This window comes from Actinomadura sp. NPDC047616 (assembly GCF_040642915.1).
GTDB classification, from domain to species: domain Bacteria; phylum Actinomycetota; class Actinomycetes; order Streptosporangiales; family Streptosporangiaceae; genus Spirillospora; species Spirillospora miaoliensis.
This window is the reverse complement of the sequence record NZ_JBEYTB010000030.1, coordinates 13,136-32,798: the sequence shown is the minus strand read 5'-3', so window position 1 is coordinate 32,798 and position 19,663 is coordinate 13,136. Positions and strand designations below refer to the sequence as shown.

Here is a 19,663-nt window from a genome sequence, read left to right as displayed (position 1 = left end):
CCGTCAAGGCTACCCGGACTTGAACGGCGTGCGAGCTCCCTCGTACAGTGTGCGAGTCAGCTCGAACACTGTACGAGAAGGGCCTGTGATGGACCCCTACCGTCCCCCCCAGCCGCATCCGCGCCGCTGGCGGATCCTCGGCGTGCTGTGCCTGAGCCTGTTCGTGGTCGTGGTCGACAACACGATCCTCAACGTCGCCGTCCCGGTGCTGATGCGGGACCTGAACGCCACCACCGCCGACGTGCAGTGGGTGGTCGACGCCTACTCGCTGGTGTTCGCCGGGCTGCTGCTCACCGCCGGGAGCCTCGGCGACCGGTACGGCCACCGGCGCGCCATGCTCGCCGGGTTCGCACTGTTCGGCAGCAGCGCGCTGCTGGCCGCGTTCGCCGACGGGCCCGGCTGGGTGATCGCCATGCGCGGGCTGATGGGCGTGGGCGGCGCGTTGATCATGCCCGGGACGATGGCCGTCCTGGCGCACGTGTTCGCCCCCGACGAGCTCGGCAGGGCGTTCGCGATCTGGGGCGCCACCTCGGTCGTCGGCGTCGCGGTCGGTCCCACCCTGGGCGGCCTGCTGCTGGAGCACTTCTGGTGGGGCTCGGTCTTCCTGGTGCACGCGCCGGTCGCCGTCGTCGCCGTGGTCGGGCTGCTGGCGCTGGTCCCCGAGAAGCGCGGACCGAGGCGCCGGCCCGACGTCCCGGGCGCGGTGCTGTCCACGGCGGGCATCGCGGCACTGGTCTGGGCGATCATCTCCGGTCCCGGGCACGGCTGGACGGGCGTCCGCACGGTCGGCGGCCTGGCGGTGTCCGCGGCGGCGCTGGCCGCGTTCGTCCTGTGGCAGCGCCGCACGCCCGAGCCCATGCTCGACCTGCGCCTGCTGCGGCGGCTCGACTTCTCCGGCTCCGCAGTGATGATCGCCGCGTTCTCGTTCGCGCTGGCCGGGAGCCTGTTCGCGCTCACCCAGTTCCTGCAGCTGGTGCTCGGCTACGGGCCGCTGCGGGCCGGGGTGGCGCTGCTGCCGGTCGCGCTCGCCGGAGCCGTCGGCAACGGCATGGGCGCCGCCCTGGAGACTCGGCTCGGCAACGCCCGCGTGCTCGTCGCCGGCTTCCTGGCCATCTCCGCCGGGCTCGGCGTGATCGGCCTGGTGGACCCGGGCGACGGCTACGCCGCGATCGTCGCCGGGCTGGTCGTGCTCGGCCTCGGCGCCGGGCTCGGGTCCCCGCCCGCCTACGGGAGGCTGATGCGGGCCGTCCCCCGTGAGCAGGCCGGGGTGGGCTCGGCCGTGAACGACGCGGGCACCGAACTCGGTAACGCCATGGGCGTGGCGGTGCTGGGCAGCGTCATCGCCGCCGCGTACGCGCGCGGGCTGCCCGGCACCGCCCCGGATGCGGCGCGGCACTCGCTGGGAGAGGCGCTGTCCCTGGGTGACCCGGACCTGGCGCAGGCGGCCCGCGACGCGTTCGTGGACGCCCTGGCGACCGGGGCGCTGGCGTCCGGCGCCGCTACCCTGGCCGCCGCGGTCTTCGCGGCGGTGGCGTTCAGAACACCTCGGCCCCGAAGCGCTGCAGCGCCTCGGTCACCGGCTGGAAGAACGTGACACCGCCGACCCGGCAGTCGCCCGAGCCGCCGGAGGTCAGCCCCAGCGCGGTCGTCCCGGCGAACAGCGGCCCGCCGCTGTCGCCCGGCTCGGCGCACACCGTCGTCTGGATCATGCCGCTGACCGTGCCCTCGGGGAAGTTGACGGTCGCGCCGACGGCGGTGACCCGGCCGGTGGAGACCCCGGTGGTGCTTCCGCTGCGCGCGACCCGCTGCCCCACGACCGCCTCGCCGGCCTCGGTGATGTCGCGGGTCTGCCCGTTGTAGAGGTTGACGCCGCCCTGCCCGGCCTGGCCCGCCTGCGCGGACCGCACGAGCGCGAAGTCGTCGCCGGGGAAGCTGCTGGCGACCGTGGCGCCGAGCGGCCGGGCGCCCCGCTGGTCGGCCGTCCACTCCGGCACGGCGTTGCCGCAGTGCCCGGCGGTGAGGAAGAAGTCCTCGCCGCCGCGGCGGACGTTGAAGCCCAGCGAGCAGCGCGAACCCCCGCCGAAGATCGCGTCCCCGCCGTCGGCGAACGTGCGCAGCCGCCCGGCGAACCGCACCATCCGCACGGACGAGCCCATCTGCCGCGCCGTCCGCTGGACGCGGGCCATGCGGGCGCCGGTGACCGACGCGTCCGTCCACAGCACCACCTGGGACGTGACGGGGTCCACGGCCCAGCCGGTGCCCGGCACGTCCGCCATCGAGTCGCGCAGCGTCGCGGTGACGCGGTTCAGCGTGGCCGGGGCGCGCCGCGCCGTCTTCGGCACGGCACCGGCCGCGCGCACCATGGCCGCGTCGCCGTCGTTGGTGACGGTGACCACCGCGCGGCCCGCCGAGTCGACGTAGCCGCCGTTGGTGCGGGCCCCGAGCCGTCCGGCGAGCGTGGCGGCCAGCGCGCCCGCGCCGCCGCCCGCCTGCCGCCGCCCGGCCTGCGCGGCGTTCTGCCCGTTGCGGGCACCCCCGGCCAGCGCGGCCTCGCGCGGCGGGTCCGTCTTCGCGTCGGTGTTCACCGCGTACAGCGAACCGGCCACCAGTCCCGCGGCCCCGAGGGCCACCGAGGTACCGGTGACCATCGCGCGCAGACGGCGTTTCCTGGCGGTGTTCGGACGCCCCATCAGCCCTCCCAGCTCCGACATCCCGGATCTACGTCGGGGAGATACGGCGCCTGGCCGCGACGGAGTTCAAACCGGAACGGAATGGAGCCGGGAGGGGCCCGTCAGAGCAGGTCGCCCGGCGCGGTGCCGGCCGCGGTGAGCGGGAGGCCGAGTTCGGCGCGTTCGGCCAGCCACAGGCTGGGGCGGTAGCGCGGGTCGCCGGTCGCGGCGTGCAGCCCGCGCAGGACGCGCAGCACGGTGGCGGCGCCCGCGTGGTCGCCCCACTCCAGCGGGCCGCGCGGGTAGCCGAGGCCGAGCCGCACCGCCGTGTCGATGTCGTCCGCGCGGGCCAGCCGCTGCTCGGCGATGGCGCAGCCGACGTTGACGATCGAGGCGAGCAGCCGCTGCGCCACCGGCGCGGGCGCGTCCCGGACCACGGTGACGGGCCGTCCGGTCGCGGCGAGCGCGGCCAGCGCGGCACGCCCGGCGGCCGGGTCCATGCCGGGATGCACGCCCAGGGTGAGCCGCGATGCGAAACCGCCGAGCGGGTCGACGCCGAGCACCCGCTCGGCGGGCAGGCCGTGCTCGCGCGCCACGTCCAGCGCGCTGCGCCCGTACGGGGCGACGAGCACCACCGCGTCGGCCGACGGCCGCTCACCCCGCTCGACGTTCTGGCCGAGCAGGGAGCCGAGGGCGTCCCGCACGCCCGGCTCGGTGTCGTGTACCCAGACCGGACGCGCCTCGGCGGCCGGGACGGCGGCCTCCGGCGGCTCCTGCTTGGCGCCGTCCACGTACCGGTAGAAGCCCTCGCCGGACTTGCGGCCGAGCAGTCCCGCCTCCATCCGCGCCCGCGTGATCCGGGACGGACGCAGCCGCGGCTCGTCGTAGAACCCCGTCCAGATGCTCTCCAGCACCGGATGCGACACGTCCAGCCCGGTCAGGTCCAGCAGTTCGAACGGGCCCATGCGCAGGCCGAGCACGTCGCGGGCGATCCGGTCGACGTCCACCGGCTCGGCCACGGCCTCGCCCAGGATCTGCAGCGCCTCGGTCACCAGGCCGCGCCCGGCGTGGTTGACCAGGAACCCGGGGGTGTCGGGCGCCAGCACCGGTTCGTGGCCGAGCCGCCGGACGAGATCGGTCAGCGCCCCGGGGATCCACGCGGCGGTCCGCGCCCCGGCGATCACCTCGACCAGCCGCATCAGCGGCACCGGGTTGAAGAAGTGCAGCCCGGCCAGGCGGCTCGGATCGGCCAGTCCCGCCCCGATCGCCGTCACCGACAGCGAACTGGTGTTGGTCGCCAGCACCGTGTGCCCGGGGCAGATCTTCTCCAGCGCGGCGAACAGCTCCCGCTTGGTCGCCACGTCCTCGCGGACGGCCTCGATCACCAGGTCGCACCCGTCCGCCGGGGCGAGCGGCCCGGCCACCGGACGCAGCCGCGCCGTCGCCGCCGCCGCGTCCTCGGCCGTCATCCGGCCCTTGGCCGCCAGCCTGCCGAACATGCCCGACACGTGGTCGACGGCGGCCGTCACCGCCTCGGGACGGACGTCGGCGAGCTCGACCGTCAGCCCGCCCGCCGCCGCCAGCTGCGCGATTCCGCGGCCCATCACGCCCGTGCCGACCACCCGCACCGTGCCGACCCGTTCCGCCCAGCCGTCCATCGCCGCCTCCTGTTCGCGCGCGGATTCCTGACCGCATTCAACCTTCACTGAGCGGAAGGCCGGAGGCCGGGGTGATCGGCCGACGGCGTAGCCTCGCAGTGGCCGCTGTTCGTCGCGCAGTGGCCTGGTTGGGCCGGTTTCACGGTGAGGAGCGAAACGATGCGCGATGTGGTGATCTGCGAGCCGCTGCGTACCCCGATCGGCCGGTTCGGCGGGGTGCTCAAGCCCGTACCGCCCGTCGAGCTGGCCGCCACCGTGATCCGGGCGCTGCTGGAGCGCACCGGCCTGCCCGGCGACGCGGTGGACGAGGTGATCCTCGGCCACTGCTACCCGACCTCGGACGCGCCCGCCATCGGCCGGGTCGCCGCGCTCGACGCCGGGCTGCCCGTCGGCGTCGGCGGCGTCCAGATCGACCGGCGCTGCGGCTCGGGGCTGCAGGCCGTGCTCGACGCCGCCATGCAGATCCAGACCGGCGTCAGCGACCTGATCATCGCGGGCGGCGCGGAGAGCATGAGCAACGCGCCGTTCTACACCACCGAGGCGCGCTGGGGCCTGCGCGGCGCCTCCCTGGAGCTGCACGACTCGCTGGCGCGCGGCCGCGTCACCGCCGGCGGCCGCAACCACCCCGTCCCCGGCGGGATGCTGGAGACCGCCGAGAACCTGCGCCGCGAGTACGGCATCCCGCGCGAGGAGCAGGACGAGCTGGCCGTGCGCTCGCACCAGCGGGCCGTCGCCGCCCAGCGCGAGGGCCGGTTCGACGACGAGATCGTCCCGGTGACCATCCGGTCGCGCAAGGGCGACACGGTGGTCGACACCGACGAGCACCCCCGGCCCGACACGTCCATGGAGAGCCTGGCCAAGCTGCGTCCCGTCCTCGGCAGGACCGACGGCGAGGCCACCGTCACCGCCGGGAACGCCAGCGGCCAGAACGACGCCGCCGCCGTGTGCGTGGTGACCACCCCCGAACGGGCCGCCGAGCTGGGGCTGCGGCCGCTCGTCCGGCTGGTGTCGTGGGCCCGCGCCGGGGTGCCGCCGCGCACCATGGGCATCGGCCCCGTCCCCGCCTCGGCCAAGGCCCTGGACGCCGCCGGGCTCACCCTCGCCGACATGGACCTCATCGAGCTGAACGAGGCGTTCGCCGCGCAGGTCCTCGCCGTCACGCGCGAGTGGGAGTTCAAGGACGCCGACTTCGACCGTCTCAACGTCAACGGCTCGGGCATCTCCCTCGGCCACCCGGTCGGCGCCACCGGCGCCCGCATCCTGGCCACCCTCGCCCGCGAGATGCACCGCCGCGACGCCCGGTACGGCCTGGAGACCATGTGCATCGGCGGCGGCCAGGGCCTGGCCGCCGTCTTCGAACGCGTCTGACGGGCCCCGGCCCCGTCACGCCCGCGCCCGCGGCCCGATGGAACCGGACCCGGGTGCGGGGGCGTCCCTTCGTTGATCAACACGTCGATCACGGAGGAGAGACCCTCGATGAGCTACGCGATCATGGCTTACGCCGTGCCCCTGAACGAGCTTCAGGCGATGATCGGCTCGCGCGACACCGCGCTGCTGGACCGGCTGCGTTCGCAGTGGTCGAGCCACCTGGCGTCCCTGGACGAGCTGCGCGAGGACACCGGCCTGGACGGCGACGACGTGCCGTCCGCCGAGCGGGCCCTGGAGCAGATGATCATGGGAGAGCCGTACGACGACCGCATCGGCTTCCTCTACGGCTACTGCCTCAAGATCCTCTGCGGGTACGCGGGGTGGAGCCTGCCCAACGAGGGCTGGTGGGGCATGCGGTTCTCGTGGTTCGAGACCGTGGCCGGCGAGCTCAAGAACGCCGGCGTGGACTTCGACCCCACCGACCTCATCTTCGGCGGGGCGCCGATCTCGCTGCCCTTCATCGGGGACTTCCCCAACATCGGCCATCTGAAGCGCGCCGAGATGATCCCGCTGCTCGCCCGCTTCGACGGCCTGAACGAGGACGCCGTCACCGATCGGGAGGCGCTGGAGGCGATCCTGCAGATCCGCGACTGGCTCCGCCAATGCGTGGAGGCCGAACGCGACCTGGTCTGCTTCTATCACTGACCGGCGTCGCCGCGCCCCGAGCGCGGAAGCGCCATACCGCGCTACCGGCAGGAGCAGCCGCGACGGAGGCGGACGCATCCCCGTCCCGTGCGCCGGCGGCGCCGGCCGCCCGTCCGCCGGCTCGCTGGGGACGAGGTGATCGGGCGGCGGGTCGGGAGCCGGCAGAGCAGGTGGCGGGCCCGCCGGGTACCGACGCCGTCCGCGCGGTACCCGGCGGGCCCGTCCGATGAGGAGGAGAGCGCTTCAAGGGCGGTGAGGGCTTGGCCGCCGTCTTCGAACGCGTCTGACCGCCCACCACTGGCCACCCCGCGTCGGGGTAGGGAAGGCTGGGGCCATGGTGGCGGAAGGGATCACAAGGTTCGGCGAACCCATGAGCGAGCGGGGGGTGGCGTTCCGCTGCGCCGAGTGCGGCGAGGTGGCGGCCACCGTGCGGCTCCAGCCCCGCGAGGGCCCCGTGAACATGGGGCCACCGTTCGGATATCAGCGGCAGTCCCGGGACGGCGCCGTCCTGGACGGCTTCCTGGGCACGGTATGGCACGCGCTTGAGCGCCTGACCTATGACGAGATGGCCTGGTTCGTGGCACAGGAACGGCCGGACGCCGCCTGGCTGCGCGCCAAGGACCGGGAGCTCGCGCCGTTCTACTGCAGCCACTGCGAGCTGAACTACTGCCGCGCCGACTGGCACCCCCAGGTCCGCTTCGACGAAGGCTTCTACGACTGCACCGTGGGCCACTGCCCCCGCGGCCACCGCCAGACGATCGACGACTGACCCGCGCCGGAAACCCATGCGCCGCCGGGCTTGTCCGGCCGATTCGCGGTGCATATATATAGGCGATCTCGCGTGGCCGGGACCGGCCCTCGCGGGGGCGGCGTCCTGTGGCCGGGTGGGACGGCGCATGCGGTGGAAGGAGCATAAGCTACCGCCGAGTAGTATTCGGGGCCCGGATGAATCACGGACTGTCGCGAGCCCTACGCTGGCAGCCGACGCCGTACCTCGGGAGGACGGAACAGTGTTCTGGCTCACATTGATACTCGGGCTCGCCGGAACGGCGGTCGCGGTGGCGCTCGCCGGGCGGCGGGTCCTGTTCCTGTGGAAGCTGTTCACCAGCGGGCAACCCGACCCCGAGCGCGTCCTGCAGGTCAAGCGTGATCCCAAGGCCGACCTGGAGGGCCAGGTCGTGGAGGTCATGGGTCAGCGCAAGCTGCTCAAGTGGACCGCCTCCGGCCTGGCGCACTTCTTCGTCATGTGGGCGTTCATCCTGCTGATCACCGTCTACCTGGAGGCGGCCGTCGCGCTGCTGTTCGGGCTGGACGCGCACATCCCCGGCCTGCAGACGTGGGGCCCGATCGGGTTCGTCCAGGACACCATCGCGCTGCTGTGCCTGGCCGGGCTCGTCGTGTTCTCGATCATCCGGTGGAAGAACTCGCCGAAGAAGCTGGACCGCAAGTCCCGGTTCAAGGGCTCGCACACCGGCGGCGCCTGGCTGATCCTGTTCATGATCTTCAACGTGATCTGGACGATGTTCTTCTTCCGGGGCGTGGCCGAGGCCAGCGGCAACCTCGCCTTCGGCAAGGGCGCGTACTTCTCCTACCTGACCGGGCAGCTGTTCGAGGGGCTCGGCCACGACACCCTTGAGGTGCTGGAGTCGATCGGCCTGCTGGCCCACATCTACGTCGCGCTGATCTTCCTGGTCATCGTCGTCAACTCCAAGCACCTGCACATCTTCCTGGCGCCGCTGAACGTCATGTTCAAGCGCCGCCCGGACGGCCTGGGCGCCGCCCAGCCGATGATGAGCAACGGCAAGCCGCTGGACTTCGAGGAGGCCGACCCCGACGAGGACGTCTTCGGCCGCGGCAAGATCGAGGACTTCACCTGGAAGGGCTTCCTCGACATGGCCACCTGCACCGAGTGCGGGCGGTGCCAGTCGCAGTGCCCGGCCTGGAACACCGGCAAGCCGCTGTCGCCGAAGATGGTCGTCCTGGACCTGCGCGACCACGCGTTCGCCAAGGCCCCCTACATGCTCGCCTCCGAGGAGGAGCGGGAGAAGTTCACCGACGAGCAGAAGGCCGCCATGCAGGTGGACAAGCCGCTCGTCGGCGAGGACGGCGTCATCCACCCCGACGTGCTGTGGTCGTGCACCAACTGCGGCGCCTGCGTCGAGCAGTGCCCGGTCGACATCGAGCACATCGACCACATCCTGGACATGCGCCGCTTCCAGGTGATGATCGAGTCGAGCTTCCCGTCCGAGGCGGGCGTGATGCTCAAGAACCTGGAGAACAAGGGCAACCCGTGGGGCATGTCGGAGATGAAGCGCCTCGAATGGATCGAGGAGCTGGACTTCGAGGTCCCCGTCGTCGAGGAGAAGGTCCCCGAGGACGCCGAGTACCTGTTCTGGGTGGGCTGCGCGGGCGCCCTGGAGGACCGCGCCAAGAAGACCACCAAGGCCGTCGCCGAGCTGCTGCACATCGCGGGCGTCAAGTTCGCCGTGCTCGGCCCGATGGAGGCCTGCACCGGTGACCCGGCCCGCCGCCTGGGCATGGAGTTCGTCTTCCAGATGCTGGCCCAGCAGAACGTGGAGACGCTCAACGAGGCCGGCGCCAAGAAGATCGTGGCGACCTGCCCGCACTGCTTCAACACCCTGGCCAACGAGTACCCGCAGCTCGGCGGGAACTACGACGTCGTCCACCACACCCAGCTGCTGGCGCACCTGGTCGAGGAGGGCAAGCTCACCCCGATCACCCCGATCGAGGAGAACATCACCTACCACGACCCCTGCTTCCTGGGCCGCCACAACAAGGTCTACAAGCAGCCCCGCGACATCATGGCCAAGGTCCCGGGCGTCAAGACCCAGGAGATGCACCGGCACAAGGACCGCGGCTTCTGCTGCGGCGCCGGCGGCGCGCGCATGTGGATGGAGGAACGCATCGGCAAGCGCATCAACACCGAGCGCGTGGACGAGGCCCTGGGCACCAACCCCGACACCGTCTCCACCGCCTGCCCGTTCTGCCTGGTGATGCTGGGCGACGCCATCAACGAGAAGAAGAACGCGGGCGAGGCCAAGGAGTCGCTGGAGGTCGTGGACGTCTCCCAGCTGCTCATCCGCTCCGTCAAGGGCGAGGGCAGCCCCCAGGGGGAGAAGGAGCCCGCCACCGCCGAGTGAGCCCCGCGGAGTGAGCTGACCGACCGCGAGCAAAGGGAAAGGGCCGTCCGGTGACCGGACGGCCCTTTTCCTTGCGCGGCGACGTTCTCGGTGACGCCGTCGGCGCGATCAGCCGGTGATCGACGTGGCGAAGGTCGGGTTCGCCTTCAGCCACTCGTCGACCGCCTGGTCGGGCTTGCCCTTGTACTTGTTCTCCATGAGGTCCTCCAGGGACCCCAGCTGCTGGTCGTTCATCTTGAACTTCTTCAGCCAGCCGGTGACCTCGGGCTGGTCCTTGCTGAAGTCCTCGCGGGCGACGGTGTTGATGCCGTCGGGCTGGCCCATCGCGCCCTTGGGGTCGGCCAGGTCGCGGACCGGGTACTTGCTGTACGCCCAGTGCGGCCGCCACAGCGTGACGATGATGTCCTTCTTGGCGTCGGTGGCCTTCTTCAGCTCGCTGAGCATGGCCGCCGTGGACGAGGTCGTCACCTCGTACTCGTCCTTCAGCCCGTAGGCGGGCAGCATCTTCTCCTGCGCCACCCGGTACAGGCCCGAGCTCTTCTCGATGCCGATGATCTTGCCGCCGTACTGACCGCCCTTGCCCTTGAGGTCCTCCAGCGACTTCAGCGGCGAGTAGTTCGGGACCGCGATCGTCAGCGGCGCCTTGTCGTACCAGACGCCGATCTTCTCCAGCTTGTCGCCGTACCGCTTCCAGTAGTCCTCGTGGGTGCCCGGCAGCCAGGCGTCCACGAACACGTCCACGTCGCCGCGCGCCATGCCGGTGTAGAGCGGACCGGTGTCGAGCGTCTTCACCTCGACGGTGTAGCCCTTGTCGGTGAGCATCCGCTTCCACAGCGCCGTGGCGGCCTCACCCTCGGCCCAGCCCGCCACCACGCCGATGGTGATCTCCTTGTCGTCCCCCGAGCCCGATCCGCCGCCGCATCCGGCCGCGGTCAGCGCCACGGCCAGCGCCGCGGTGGCGATGGTCAGACCCTTGAACTTCAAGCGCATGCTGTCATGTCCTTCCGTCGGTTACAGGAGTTCAGGCGGGCGTACCGGGGGTTTCCGGGCACGGTCGTCCGGCGCCACGCCTGGACGGCCGCCCGCGTGCGTCACGGGTGCGCACCACGGCTCGTGCCCGTGTGCGCGCGGGGGCGGCCGTCCGTCCGCCGCAGGTCGATCAGGCGGTCATCTTGGCGGTGGCGCGGGACACGGCCGAGCGGTCGCCCAGCGCCGAGGTGACGCGGTCCAGGAAGATGGCCAGCACCACGACGGCGAGCCCGCCCTCGAAGCCCTTGGCGATGTCGACCCGCTGGATGCCCTGCAGCACCTCGTCGCCGAGGCCGCCGGCGCCGACCATCCCCGCGATGACGACCATCGACAGCGCCAGCATGATCAGCTGGTTGATCCCCGCCATGATGGACGGCATGGCCAGCGGGATCTGGATGCGCGTCAGGATGCGTCCCGGCGCGGTGCCGAACGCCTCGCCGGCCTCCACCATCTCCGCGTCGACGCCGCGGATGCCCAGCTCGGTCAGGCGCACCCCGGGCGGCAGCGCGAAGATCACCGTCGCCACCACGCCGGGCACCACACCGATGCTGAAGAAGAAGATCGCCGGGATCAGGTAGACGAACGCCGGCATCGTCTGCATGAAGTCCAGCACGGGACGCAGCACCCGGCTGGTCATGTCGTTGCGCGCCGCCGCGACGCCCAGCGGGAGCGCCAGTATCAGCGCCACCACCGTCGACACCAGCACCAGCGCGAGGGTGTCCATGGCCGGCTCCCACAGCTCCATGCTGTCGATCAGCGCGAAGCCCACCAGCGAGAACACGCCCAGCTTCCAGCCGCTCAGGAACAGCGCCAGCAGCGTGAAGACGCCCACCAGCACCAGCGGGGGCGGTGCCGTCAGCAGGCCGGTCAGCCCCTCGACCGCGCCCTCCACGGCCGAGCCGATCGCGTCGAACAGCCAGCCCAGGTTGTCGGTCAGCCAGTCCACGACGTCGGCGAACCACTCGCCGACCGGGGCACGCGGCAGCTCCACGGCCGCCACCATGGCGTCAGCCGGCATTGCTCACCTCCCGCGTCGCCGCGGGCACGTTCTCCCTGGGCTCCGCCGGGGGCGCGGCCGAGTCGGTGACCTCGTGCAGATGCGTGCTGATCGCGCCGAGCGCGGCCAGCAGCGTCACCCGCGGGATCACCCCGAGCAGCGTGCCCCTGCCGTCGGTGACCGGCACCGGCAGGTCGCTCTCGGCGCAGCGGGCGAACAGGTCGGCCACCGGGGTGTCGGGGGAGACGGGGTCCAGGTCGCCTGGGTCGAGCAGCCCGTCCAGGTTCTGCCGCCCGTCCTGCACCGCGTCGGCGATCTTGGCGGCGCTCACCCGGCCGACCAGCCTGCGGTCGCGGCCCACCACGAACGCCGCACCGGTCTGGTGCTCGCGCATGGTGCGCAGCGCCGTCCGCGGGCCGGTGTTGGCGGGCACGGTGACCAGCGGCTTCTCCATGACGGACGCGGCGGTCAGGACCCTGGTACGGTCCACGTCCTGCACGAACTGCGCCACGTAGTCGTTGGCGGGGTCGGTGAGGATCTCCTCGGCCGTGCCGATCTGCACGATCCGGCCCTCGCGCATCACCGCGATGCGGTCACCGATGCGCATGGCCTCGTTGAGGTCGTGGGTGATGAACACGATCGTCTTGCCCAGCCGGCCCTGCAGGTCCAGCAGCAGGTCCTGCATCTCCCGCCGGATCAGCGGGTCGAGCGCGCTGAACGCCTCGTCCATCAGCACGATGTCGGTGCCGGACGCCAGCGCGCGGGCCAGGCCCACACGCTGCCGCATTCCGCCCGACAGCTGGCCGGGCAGGTGGTCCTCCCAGCCGTCCAGGCCCACCACCTCGAGGAACTCGCGGGCGGTCTTCTCCCGCTGCTCCCTGGGCACCCCCTGGACCTCCAGCCCGTACGCGGCGTTGGCGAGGACGCTGCGGTGGGGGAACAGCGCGAAGTGCTGGAAGACCATACTGATCTTCTTCTGCCGCAGTTCGCGCAGCGGTTTGGCGGGCATGCGGGCGATGTCCTGCCCGTCGACCTCGACGCGTCCCGAGGTCGGCTCCAGCAGCCCGTTCAGCATCCGGATCAGCGTGGACTTGCCGGAGCCCGACAGGCCCATCACCACGAAGGTCTCGCCGCGCTCCACCTCGAACGTGGCGTCGACCACGGCGGGAGTCACGCCCAGGGCGCGGATCTCCGCCAGATCCGCACCGGCGTCAAGTTTTCGCAAAGCTTCGCCGGTCTTGCGGCCGAACAGCTTGGTAACGCTTTCCGCGCGGAGTATGGACACGGTCTCCTTTCCGGGTTTCCACGGACACCCGGTACGAGCCGGGTGCCACCCCCGGGGGCTGCCAGGGGCGCGCGGAAACATCTCCATGAGCGCGTCCTTGAGGCGCTCCGAGGTTTCCTTCCACGGCCTTGTCGTCCGGCGTGATGTGGTTCACACAAAGCGAAGGTCAACCGGACGTCAACGCTGTGCGTCGACTGAAACTACCCTCCCTGGGTAGATGTTTCATCTTTTGGTGATCTGAGTCACACTCCGCGGCGGTCCGCGCACACTCCTCCCACGGTGGGGCCCTCCGCTCACACCCCACCGCGATGTCACGTTCCAGTACCTACCCCCCAGCAACCACGCACAAGCCCCTGCGCTACCCCTCCCCACCTGTCCCCACACCAACACCCGTACACCCCGTGAACTCCCTCACGAAAACCAAAAACCCCACCAATCACCGAAGCCACAAACCCAACACATCCCGCGCTACGCGGCGTCCCGAACTGCTAAGCGCAAGCCGCAAGCACGGGAAGGGCGAGCCTCCCAGCCCAAGGCACACACGCGTAACCAGCCGAGCACGTGCACGAAGAGCGCGCGAAAGCTCCACACGCGCCGCGGCGCTGGAGGAGGCCCGTCGCGAGACGCCTGCCTAAGCAGGCGAGCACGCGCGGCTGAGCGCACACCGTGGCGGTGGTGCTCGGTGCGAGGCGCGTGCGTGTGAGCAGGTGAGCGCGTGCGTGGAGAGCATGCGGAGCTGAGCGCACATCGTGGCGGTGGACGGGCCTGGCGCGAGGCGCGTGCGTGTGAGCAGGCGAGCGCGTGCGTGGAGAGCGTGCCGGGGCTGAGCGCACATCGTGGCGGTGGTGCTCGGCGCGAGGCACACATGCATGGAACTGACGAGGTGTTGCCGGTGGGGCCGAGGGTTTTTGTGAGCGACGTTGCTGCAAAGGGAGCGTTCGAGCTGAGGCGCGCGCGTGGAAACAGGTGACGGTGTGCCTAGAGTGCTGACGAGACTCCGAGCGGCCCCCGGCCTGTCGCCGACCCGGTCGCATGCGTCGGCGCCACGCGGCGCAGGGCCACATGGCCATCGCGAGGCGCATGCATGAAACTGACGAGGTGCCGGATGAAGGCGGGCGCAGCGTTGTATGAACGGTGTCAGTGAAAAGGGCGCTGCTGGATGCGACATATCCGTGTGCAAATCGATGACAGTGGGCCTTGAGCATTGAGGAGGGCTGAGCGCCCCGGAGCGACCCCCTGCTTGCCGCCGGCCGGGGCGCGCGCGTCGGCGCCACGCGGCGCAGGCCCCCGTGGCCATCGCGAGGCGCATGCATGGAACTGATGGGGTGTGGGGGTGGGATGCGGGTGGCGGGTTGTTTGCGAGCACTGGGGTGAAAAGAGGCAGAGTTCGATGCGAGGCAGGAAGTGGAAATAGATGAGGCGGGGGCCTGAGCGTTGAGGCGTGGCGTAGAAGGCGGGGCCGCCTCCGGTGTGGGAGGCGGCCCTGCGGTGTTCAGAGTGGAGTGTTTGCCTGCGTGACCAGCGGGACTCTTGGTTAGTGCTTCGCCTCGTGGGCTCGGTCTTTGGGGCGGCCGTTGCCCTTGGTGGGCTTGCGGCGGCGGACGACCTCGTAGGGGCGCATCATCTCGTTGTCCTCGTGTTCCAGCATGTGGCAGTGCCAGACGAAGCGTCCGGGGATGTCGAAGCGGGCCTTGATCCGGGTCGTCTGCCGGGGCAGCGCGGTCACCGTGTCGAGGTAGCCGGTGTCACCCGGGCCCGGTGGCGCCGTGCCGTCCGGACCACGTCCGACCACCTGGAACTGGACCTGGTGCAGATGGATCGGGTGCGCTTCCACGGTGTCATTGCGCAGTGCCCAGATCTCGGTGGCGCCGAGGATGGGGGACTCGGTGACCGGGTCTCCCCACATGCGCGGTACCGCCGCACCGGATGCGCTGATCGTGCCGAGCAGCGTCCGGGTCGGGCTGGCGGTGGGATTGGAGACGGTCGACATCTCCTCGGTGAGCACGAGACGGCGGGTGTTGGCCGCCGCGCCCAGCGACGGGAACGAGGGAAGCCGGAGCTGGTCGGGCGGAACGCTGCGGTCGGGGCCGCTGCGCGGGCGGACCACGAACTTCAGTACCTGGCCCGTGGTCTGCGGGTTCGCCGGTGGGAAGTCCACGCCGGGAGCGCCACGGCCGATGGTGGTGTCCGGACCTTCGTTGATGAGCCACAGTTCGGTGCCCACGGGGACCTTGCTGAAGTCGATGACGGTGTCGCACCGGTTGCCGGGCGCGATCCGCAGCTGTTCGAACCGCACGGGCTTGGGCAGGAACCCGCCGTCGCTGCCGATCTGCCAGATGGACAGCGCCGCCCGAGCCGGCCGGGCGACCGGGTCGGCCGCGATCTTGAGGATCAGGAACCGCGAGTTGCAGCCGTTGAGGAACCGCAGCCGGTATCGGCGCTGTTCCACCGGCAGCACCGGCCATGTCCTCCCGTTGGCGACCATCGCGTTGCCGAAGAACTCCGGATTCCAGATCGGCGGCACGTCCGTGGCCGGGATGTACGGGCCGGGATAGCCGGCGAACGACCTGCTGTTCGGGTAGAACAGCGAGCCGTCGGCGTAGAACGACCGGTCCTGGATCACGATCGGGATGTCGAAGCAGCGCTTGCCTCTGGGGTCGCCGACACCGGGAGTCGGACCGGGCAGCACGCCGTCCGGCAGGTCCGACGGGCCGCCCCTCAGCAGGTAGAAGCCGGCCAGCCCTGAGTAGACGTTCGTCCGCGTCATGCCGAGGGCGTGGTCGTGGTACCACAGGGTGGTGGCGCGCTGGTCGTTTCCGTAGTGGAACGTGGCGCTGCCCGGCCGCCACCGGACACCGAACCGTTGCTCGGATTCAGCCCGGAACCGGTCGTAGAAGGACCCCACCCTGGCGTATTCACGCGGTATGTTCCTCGCCGCCGGGAGATACCACGCCTCCGGGTAACCGTCGCTGTCCTGCAGGGTGTGACCGCCGTGCAGATGCGTCACGATCGGCACCGGCCCGCGATAAGGGCCGGGTGTCGAGCTGAACCCCGGCGTGGAGTCCCGGCGGGCGGCGCCGCCCGGCGGGTTGGCCCAGTGCAGGGTCGGGTCCACGGCCTCCAGAGACGGCAGGAAATCGCCGCGGGAATCCATCAGCTGGTTGATCCAGGTCACGCGCACTGGACGGCCGACCCTGGCGTTGATGGTGTGAGCCGGATAGCTGAACGTCCCGGGATGCGCCGTCGAGCCGTAACCCCAGACGGTGGTCCGCGGCATGGACCGCGGCAGGACCTGCTGGCGGAACTGCCGCACCCCGATGCGGTACTCGGTGATGTCGCCGCGACGGCCCACTGGCGGCATCGCGGGCGGAATCAGGAGCTCCTCGACGTACTTGGGGATTCTCGCCGGATCCATGGGCCGCAGCCGTGCCGCTCCCAGGGCGCGTGCGGGAAAGAGCGTCAGCCCACCGCCGGCCGCGGCACCTGCGGCAGCGCCAACCTTGAGAACTTGCCTGCGCGTGAACATGAGCTCCTCCGAACCCGGCGATCAGCCTGCGAAATCGCCTGGAGACTGCCCCGGGAAATGGCGCGCCTAAACCGGCCGCCGGTAAACTAACCGCCGCGAAGTCGCCCGATAGTCGTGCTGACAGAAACGCCGGAAAGGTAACGAGATAAGGCGGCGGATGTGCATGTTCGCAGACTGTCGAATCATGCTGTTTGGGCTGCTCATCGGGTGGACGGCGGGACGTGCGGCCGTCTGAGGCGATCGGGAGGGTCGTGAACCTGTACCGGGATATCGTCCGAGATTCGGCGAAACGTCAGGCTGTTGGGCCTGCGCGCCCGCACGGCCGAATGCGCAATTGCGGCCCATGGCAGATGATCAGAGGAAATGGTCACGGCCGCTTCGGAGCGGCCACCCGTTGTGACCGCCGACGCCGAACGCCAACCACCGCGCCGCCGGACGCCAACCACCGCACCGCCAGCCGGTGCTGCGGGACGTCGGGCGGTGCTGCGGGACGTCGGGCGGTGCCGCGGGGCGTCGGGGGGTGCTGCGGGACGCCCCCCTCCCGGCGCCGCCGCCTCTAACGCCCGAACAACGCGGGCGTGCCCCTTGCCATCAGCAATTAGCTGCACGACACCTCCTTCGGCGGCGGCCTAGGATCGGGTGGCACCCGCCGTCTTTCCCTGACGACCCGGCACGGGCCGCCCGGCACGAGGCGATCCAGGCATGGGATCGATTTCGGCCGTCGTTTCTTCGTCCGCTACGGCGACGACGGACGGCGCTCAGCCATCGGCTCCCCGATGACCGCAGCGCCCTGCGGGCTCTTGCTGAGCAGGTCCTCGGCAAGGGGATCGCCTGCGACGCCGCCCACCGCTTACACCCGCTCGGCTCCGTCCGCGTCCGGATGGAACGCGACCGCAGCGCCGAGGAAGCCGCGGCCCCCTGCACGTCCATCCGAAAACTTCCAGACCGCCTGCACTGCTTCGCCGACCGCGGCCTGACGTCCGCCCGCCTTCACTGGGAGCTGGCCGGACATCCGGGGCGCCGGCCGGCTGGGCAGCACCGCAGACCGGCCGGCCGTGGCGCTGGTCAGCCCATGCTCTTGGCGCCGTCCAGGGACTCGCGGATGATGTCGGCGTGCCCGGCGTGCTGGGCGGTCTCGGCGACGATGTGCATGAACACCCGGCGGGCCGACCACCGCACGTCGCCGTCGAACCAGGGGGCCTTCGGCAGCGGCTGGTCGGCGTCCAGGTCGGGCAGGGAGACGACCAGCTCGTCCGTCCGGTGGGCCGCCTCCTCGTAGGCGGCCAGCACCCCGGCGAGCGTCTCCCCGGGCAGCATCCGGAACTCGTCGGCCCGCTTGGCCCAGTCCGCCTCGGTCATGGTGGTGAAGTCGCCCATCGCCGACGGGCCGTTCACGATGAAGTCCGCCCAGCTCCGCTCGACCGAGGTGACGTGCTTGATCAGCCCGCCCAGGCACAGCTCGCTGGCGGTCGTCCGCAGCCCGGCCTGCTCGTCGGTGAGGTCCCGGGTGGTGAAGCGCAGGAAGTGCCGCTGCTTGGCCAGCATCTCCAGCAGGTCGGCGCGCTCGCGGGTGATGGTCAGCTCGTTGACGGTCATGTTCTCGGCCCTCCGTGGTCGTCGCGTGCAGAACCCACGCTAGGAGCCACAGCGGTCACTTTCTGACCTCAATTGCGCGAGGATGGAGAACGTGGCGAACACCAGCACCCGGACGCTGCGACTGCTGTCCCTGCTCCAGACCCACCGGTACTGGCCGGGCACCGAACTGGCGGAACGGCTGGGCGTCTCCGTCCGCACCCTGCGCCGGGACATCGACCGGCTGCGTGAGCTGGGCTACCCGGTGGAGGCACAGCGGGGAGTGGACGGCGGCTACCAGCTGGCCGCCGGCGCGGCCCTGCCGCCGCTGATGATCGACGACGAGGAGGCGGTCGCCCTGGCGGTGGGGCTGCAGACCGCCGCGCAGGGCGCGGTCGAGGGCATCGCCGAGTCCTCGGTACGCGTGCTGGCCAAGGTGGTCCAGGTGATGCCGCCCCAGCTACGCCGCCGGGTCGAGGCGCTTCGCGCGATGACCGTGCCCGCCGGCTGGGGCGGTCCGGGCAGGGCGGGCGTCGACCCCGGCGTCCTCACCACGCTCGCGCTGGCCTGCCGCGACAGCGAACAACTCCGCTTCTCCTACACTGCAGCCGACGGCCGCCACACCGACCGGCACGTCGAACCGCATCGGCTCGTCCCCCTCGGGCGGCGCTGGTACCTGGTCGCCTACGACCTCGCCCGGCACGACTGGCGCAGCTTCCGGGTCGACCGGCTCTCGGCACCGGACGGCACCGGCACCCGGTTCCGTCCTCGCGACCTGCCCGCCGCCGACGCCGCCGAGTTCGTCCGCGCCGGCCTGGAGAACCTGCCCCGCCCCTACCAGGTGGAGGTGCTCGTCGACGCCCCTGCCGTGACCGTCCGCGAACGCATGGGCCGCTGGAGCACCGTCGAGGAGATCGACGCCGAGCACTGCCGGGTGCACATGACCACCGACTCCCTGGACTGGCCGACCATGGCGCTGGGCGCTCTCGACGCCGACTTCCGCGTCCTCCACCCGCCCGAACTGCTCGACCAACTCCACAACTGGGCGACCCGCTTCCACCGCGCCTACGCCAAAGGGCGGTGAACGCGGGGCCTCAGACCTTGGTGCGGTGGAAGTTCAGGTACGACCGCGACGGCGTCGGCCCCCGCTGGTCCTGGTAGCGCGACCCGTACCGCGCCGACCCGTACGGGTGCTCGGCCGGCGAGCTCGTCCGGAACAGGCACATCTGCCCGATCTTCATCCCCGGCCACAGCTTGATCGGCAACGTCGCCACGTTGGACAGCTCCAACGTCACGTGCCCGCTGAACCCGGGGTCGATCCACCCCGCCGTGGAGTGCGTCAGCAACCCCAGCCGCCCGAGCGAGCTCTTGCCCTCCAGCCGCGCCGCCAGGTCGTCCGGCAGCCCGAACACCTCGTAGGTGGAGGCCAGCACGAACTCCCCGGGATGCAGCACGAACGCCTCCTCGGCGTCCACCTCCACCAGCCGCGTCAGGTCGCTCTGCTCCACGGCCGGATCGATATGCGGATACCGGTGGTTCTCGAACACCCGGAAGTACCGGTCCAACCGCACGTCCACGCTGGACGGCTGGATCATGCTCGGCTCGTACGGGTCGATCTTCACCCGCCCGGATTCGAGCTCGGCCCTGATGTCACGATCGGAGAGCAGCACGTCAAGCACGCTACCGGGTCCGC

At 71.2% G+C, this 19,663-nt stretch carries 13 protein-coding genes and 1 pseudogene; 6 read left to right on the top strand and 8 right to left on the bottom strand.

Annotated elements, in window-relative coordinates; all coding sequences use genetic code 11:
* Positions 1-88: 88 nt before the first annotated feature.
* A complete protein-coding gene (locus ABZ801_RS40555; RefSeq protein ID WP_360709030.1) occupies positions 89-1,594 on the top strand; it encodes an MFS transporter in 1,506 nt (501 codons plus the stop codon).
* On the opposite strand, the gene ABZ801_RS40550 is transcribed toward ABZ801_RS40555, so the two are convergent.
* Both ABZ801_RS40550 and ABZ801_RS40545 read right to left on the bottom strand, forming a co-directional pair.
* Positions 1,536-2,690, bottom strand: a complete 1,155-nt coding sequence (locus ABZ801_RS40550; protein ID WP_360709018.1) for a S1 family peptidase — start codon at positions 2,688-2,690, stop codon at positions 1,536-1,538. The genes ABZ801_RS40555 and ABZ801_RS40550 overlap by 59 nt on opposite strands.
* Before the next feature lie 101 nt (positions 2,691-2,791).
* The gene (locus ABZ801_RS40545; protein WP_360709015.1) at positions 2,792-4,327 is read right to left on the bottom strand and encodes a 3-hydroxyacyl-CoA dehydrogenase; all 1,536 of its coding nucleotides are present in this window, start codon (positions 4,325-4,327) and stop codon (positions 2,792-2,794) included.
* A gap of 159 nt (positions 4,328-4,486) precedes the next feature.
* Between ABZ801_RS40545 and ABZ801_RS40540 the strand changes: the two genes are divergently transcribed.
* The 4 genes from ABZ801_RS40540 (at position 4,487) to ABZ801_RS40525 (ending at position 9,561) form a co-directional block, all read left to right on the top strand.
* Positions 4,487-5,695: an acetyl-CoA C-acetyltransferase gene (locus ABZ801_RS40540; RefSeq protein WP_360709012.1), complete on the top strand. Its 1,209-nt coding sequence runs from the start codon at positions 4,487-4,489 to the stop codon at positions 5,693-5,695.
* A gap of 108 nt (positions 5,696-5,803) precedes the next feature.
* Positions 5,804-6,400, top strand: a complete 597-nt coding sequence (locus ABZ801_RS40535; protein ID WP_360709009.1) for a hypothetical protein — start codon at positions 5,804-5,806, stop codon at positions 6,398-6,400.
* Between the two features lie 370 nt (positions 6,401-6,770).
* On the top strand, positions 6,771-7,169 hold the full coding sequence (locus ABZ801_RS40530) for a hypothetical protein (protein WP_360709006.1): 399 nt from the start codon (positions 6,771-6,773) through the stop codon (positions 7,167-7,169).
* Positions 7,170-7,410: 241 nt separating this feature from the next.
* Positions 7,411-9,561 carry a (Fe-S)-binding protein gene (locus ABZ801_RS40525; RefSeq protein ID WP_360709003.1) on the top strand — a complete coding sequence of 717 codons (2,151 nt, stop codon included), beginning with the start codon at positions 7,411-7,413 and terminating at the stop codon, positions 9,559-9,561.
* 108 nt (positions 9,562-9,669) lie between these two features.
* Here the strand turns inward: ABZ801_RS40525 and ABZ801_RS40520 are convergent, their stop codons facing one another.
* From ABZ801_RS40520 to ABZ801_RS40500, 5 genes and pseudogenes are all read right to left on the bottom strand, one after another.
* Positions 9,670-10,551 carry a glycine betaine ABC transporter substrate-binding protein gene (locus ABZ801_RS40520; RefSeq protein ID WP_344949809.1) on the bottom strand — a complete coding sequence of 294 codons (882 nt, stop codon included), beginning with the start codon at positions 10,549-10,551 and terminating at the stop codon, positions 9,670-9,672.
* 169 nt (positions 10,552-10,720) lie between these two features.
* A pseudogene (locus ABZ801_RS40515) lies at positions 10,721-11,452 on the bottom strand (ABC transporter permease subunit); the annotation flags it as partial.
* A gap of 145 nt (positions 11,453-11,597) precedes the next feature.
* Positions 11,598-12,872, bottom strand: a complete 1,275-nt coding sequence (locus ABZ801_RS40510) for a glycine betaine/L-proline ABC transporter ATP-binding protein (protein WP_344949807.1) — start codon at positions 12,870-12,872, stop codon at positions 11,598-11,600.
* Between the two features lie 1,534 nt (positions 12,873-14,406).
* Positions 14,407-16,287: a multicopper oxidase domain-containing protein gene (locus ABZ801_RS40505; protein WP_360708999.1), complete on the bottom strand. Its 1,881-nt coding sequence runs from the start codon at positions 16,285-16,287 to the stop codon at positions 14,407-14,409.
* Between the two features lie 1,176 nt (positions 16,288-17,463).
* Positions 17,464-17,994, bottom strand: a complete 531-nt coding sequence (locus ABZ801_RS40500; RefSeq protein WP_360708996.1) for a DinB family protein — start codon at positions 17,992-17,994, stop codon at positions 17,464-17,466.
* Between the two features lie 91 nt (positions 17,995-18,085).
* Here ABZ801_RS40500 and ABZ801_RS40495 point away from each other — a divergent pair, with 91 nt between their 5' ends.
* Positions 18,086-19,054: a YafY family protein gene (locus ABZ801_RS40495; protein WP_360708993.1), complete on the top strand. Its 969-nt coding sequence runs from the start codon at positions 18,086-18,088 to the stop codon at positions 19,052-19,054.
* A 10-nt stretch (positions 19,055-19,064) separates the two neighbouring features.
* Here ABZ801_RS40495 and dcd read toward each other — a convergent pair whose 3' ends face one another.
* On the bottom strand, positions 19,065-19,640 hold the full coding sequence (gene dcd / locus ABZ801_RS40490; protein WP_344949795.1) for a dCTP deaminase: 576 nt from the start codon (positions 19,638-19,640) through the stop codon (positions 19,065-19,067).
* Between the last annotated feature and the right edge of the window lie 23 nt (positions 19,641-19,663).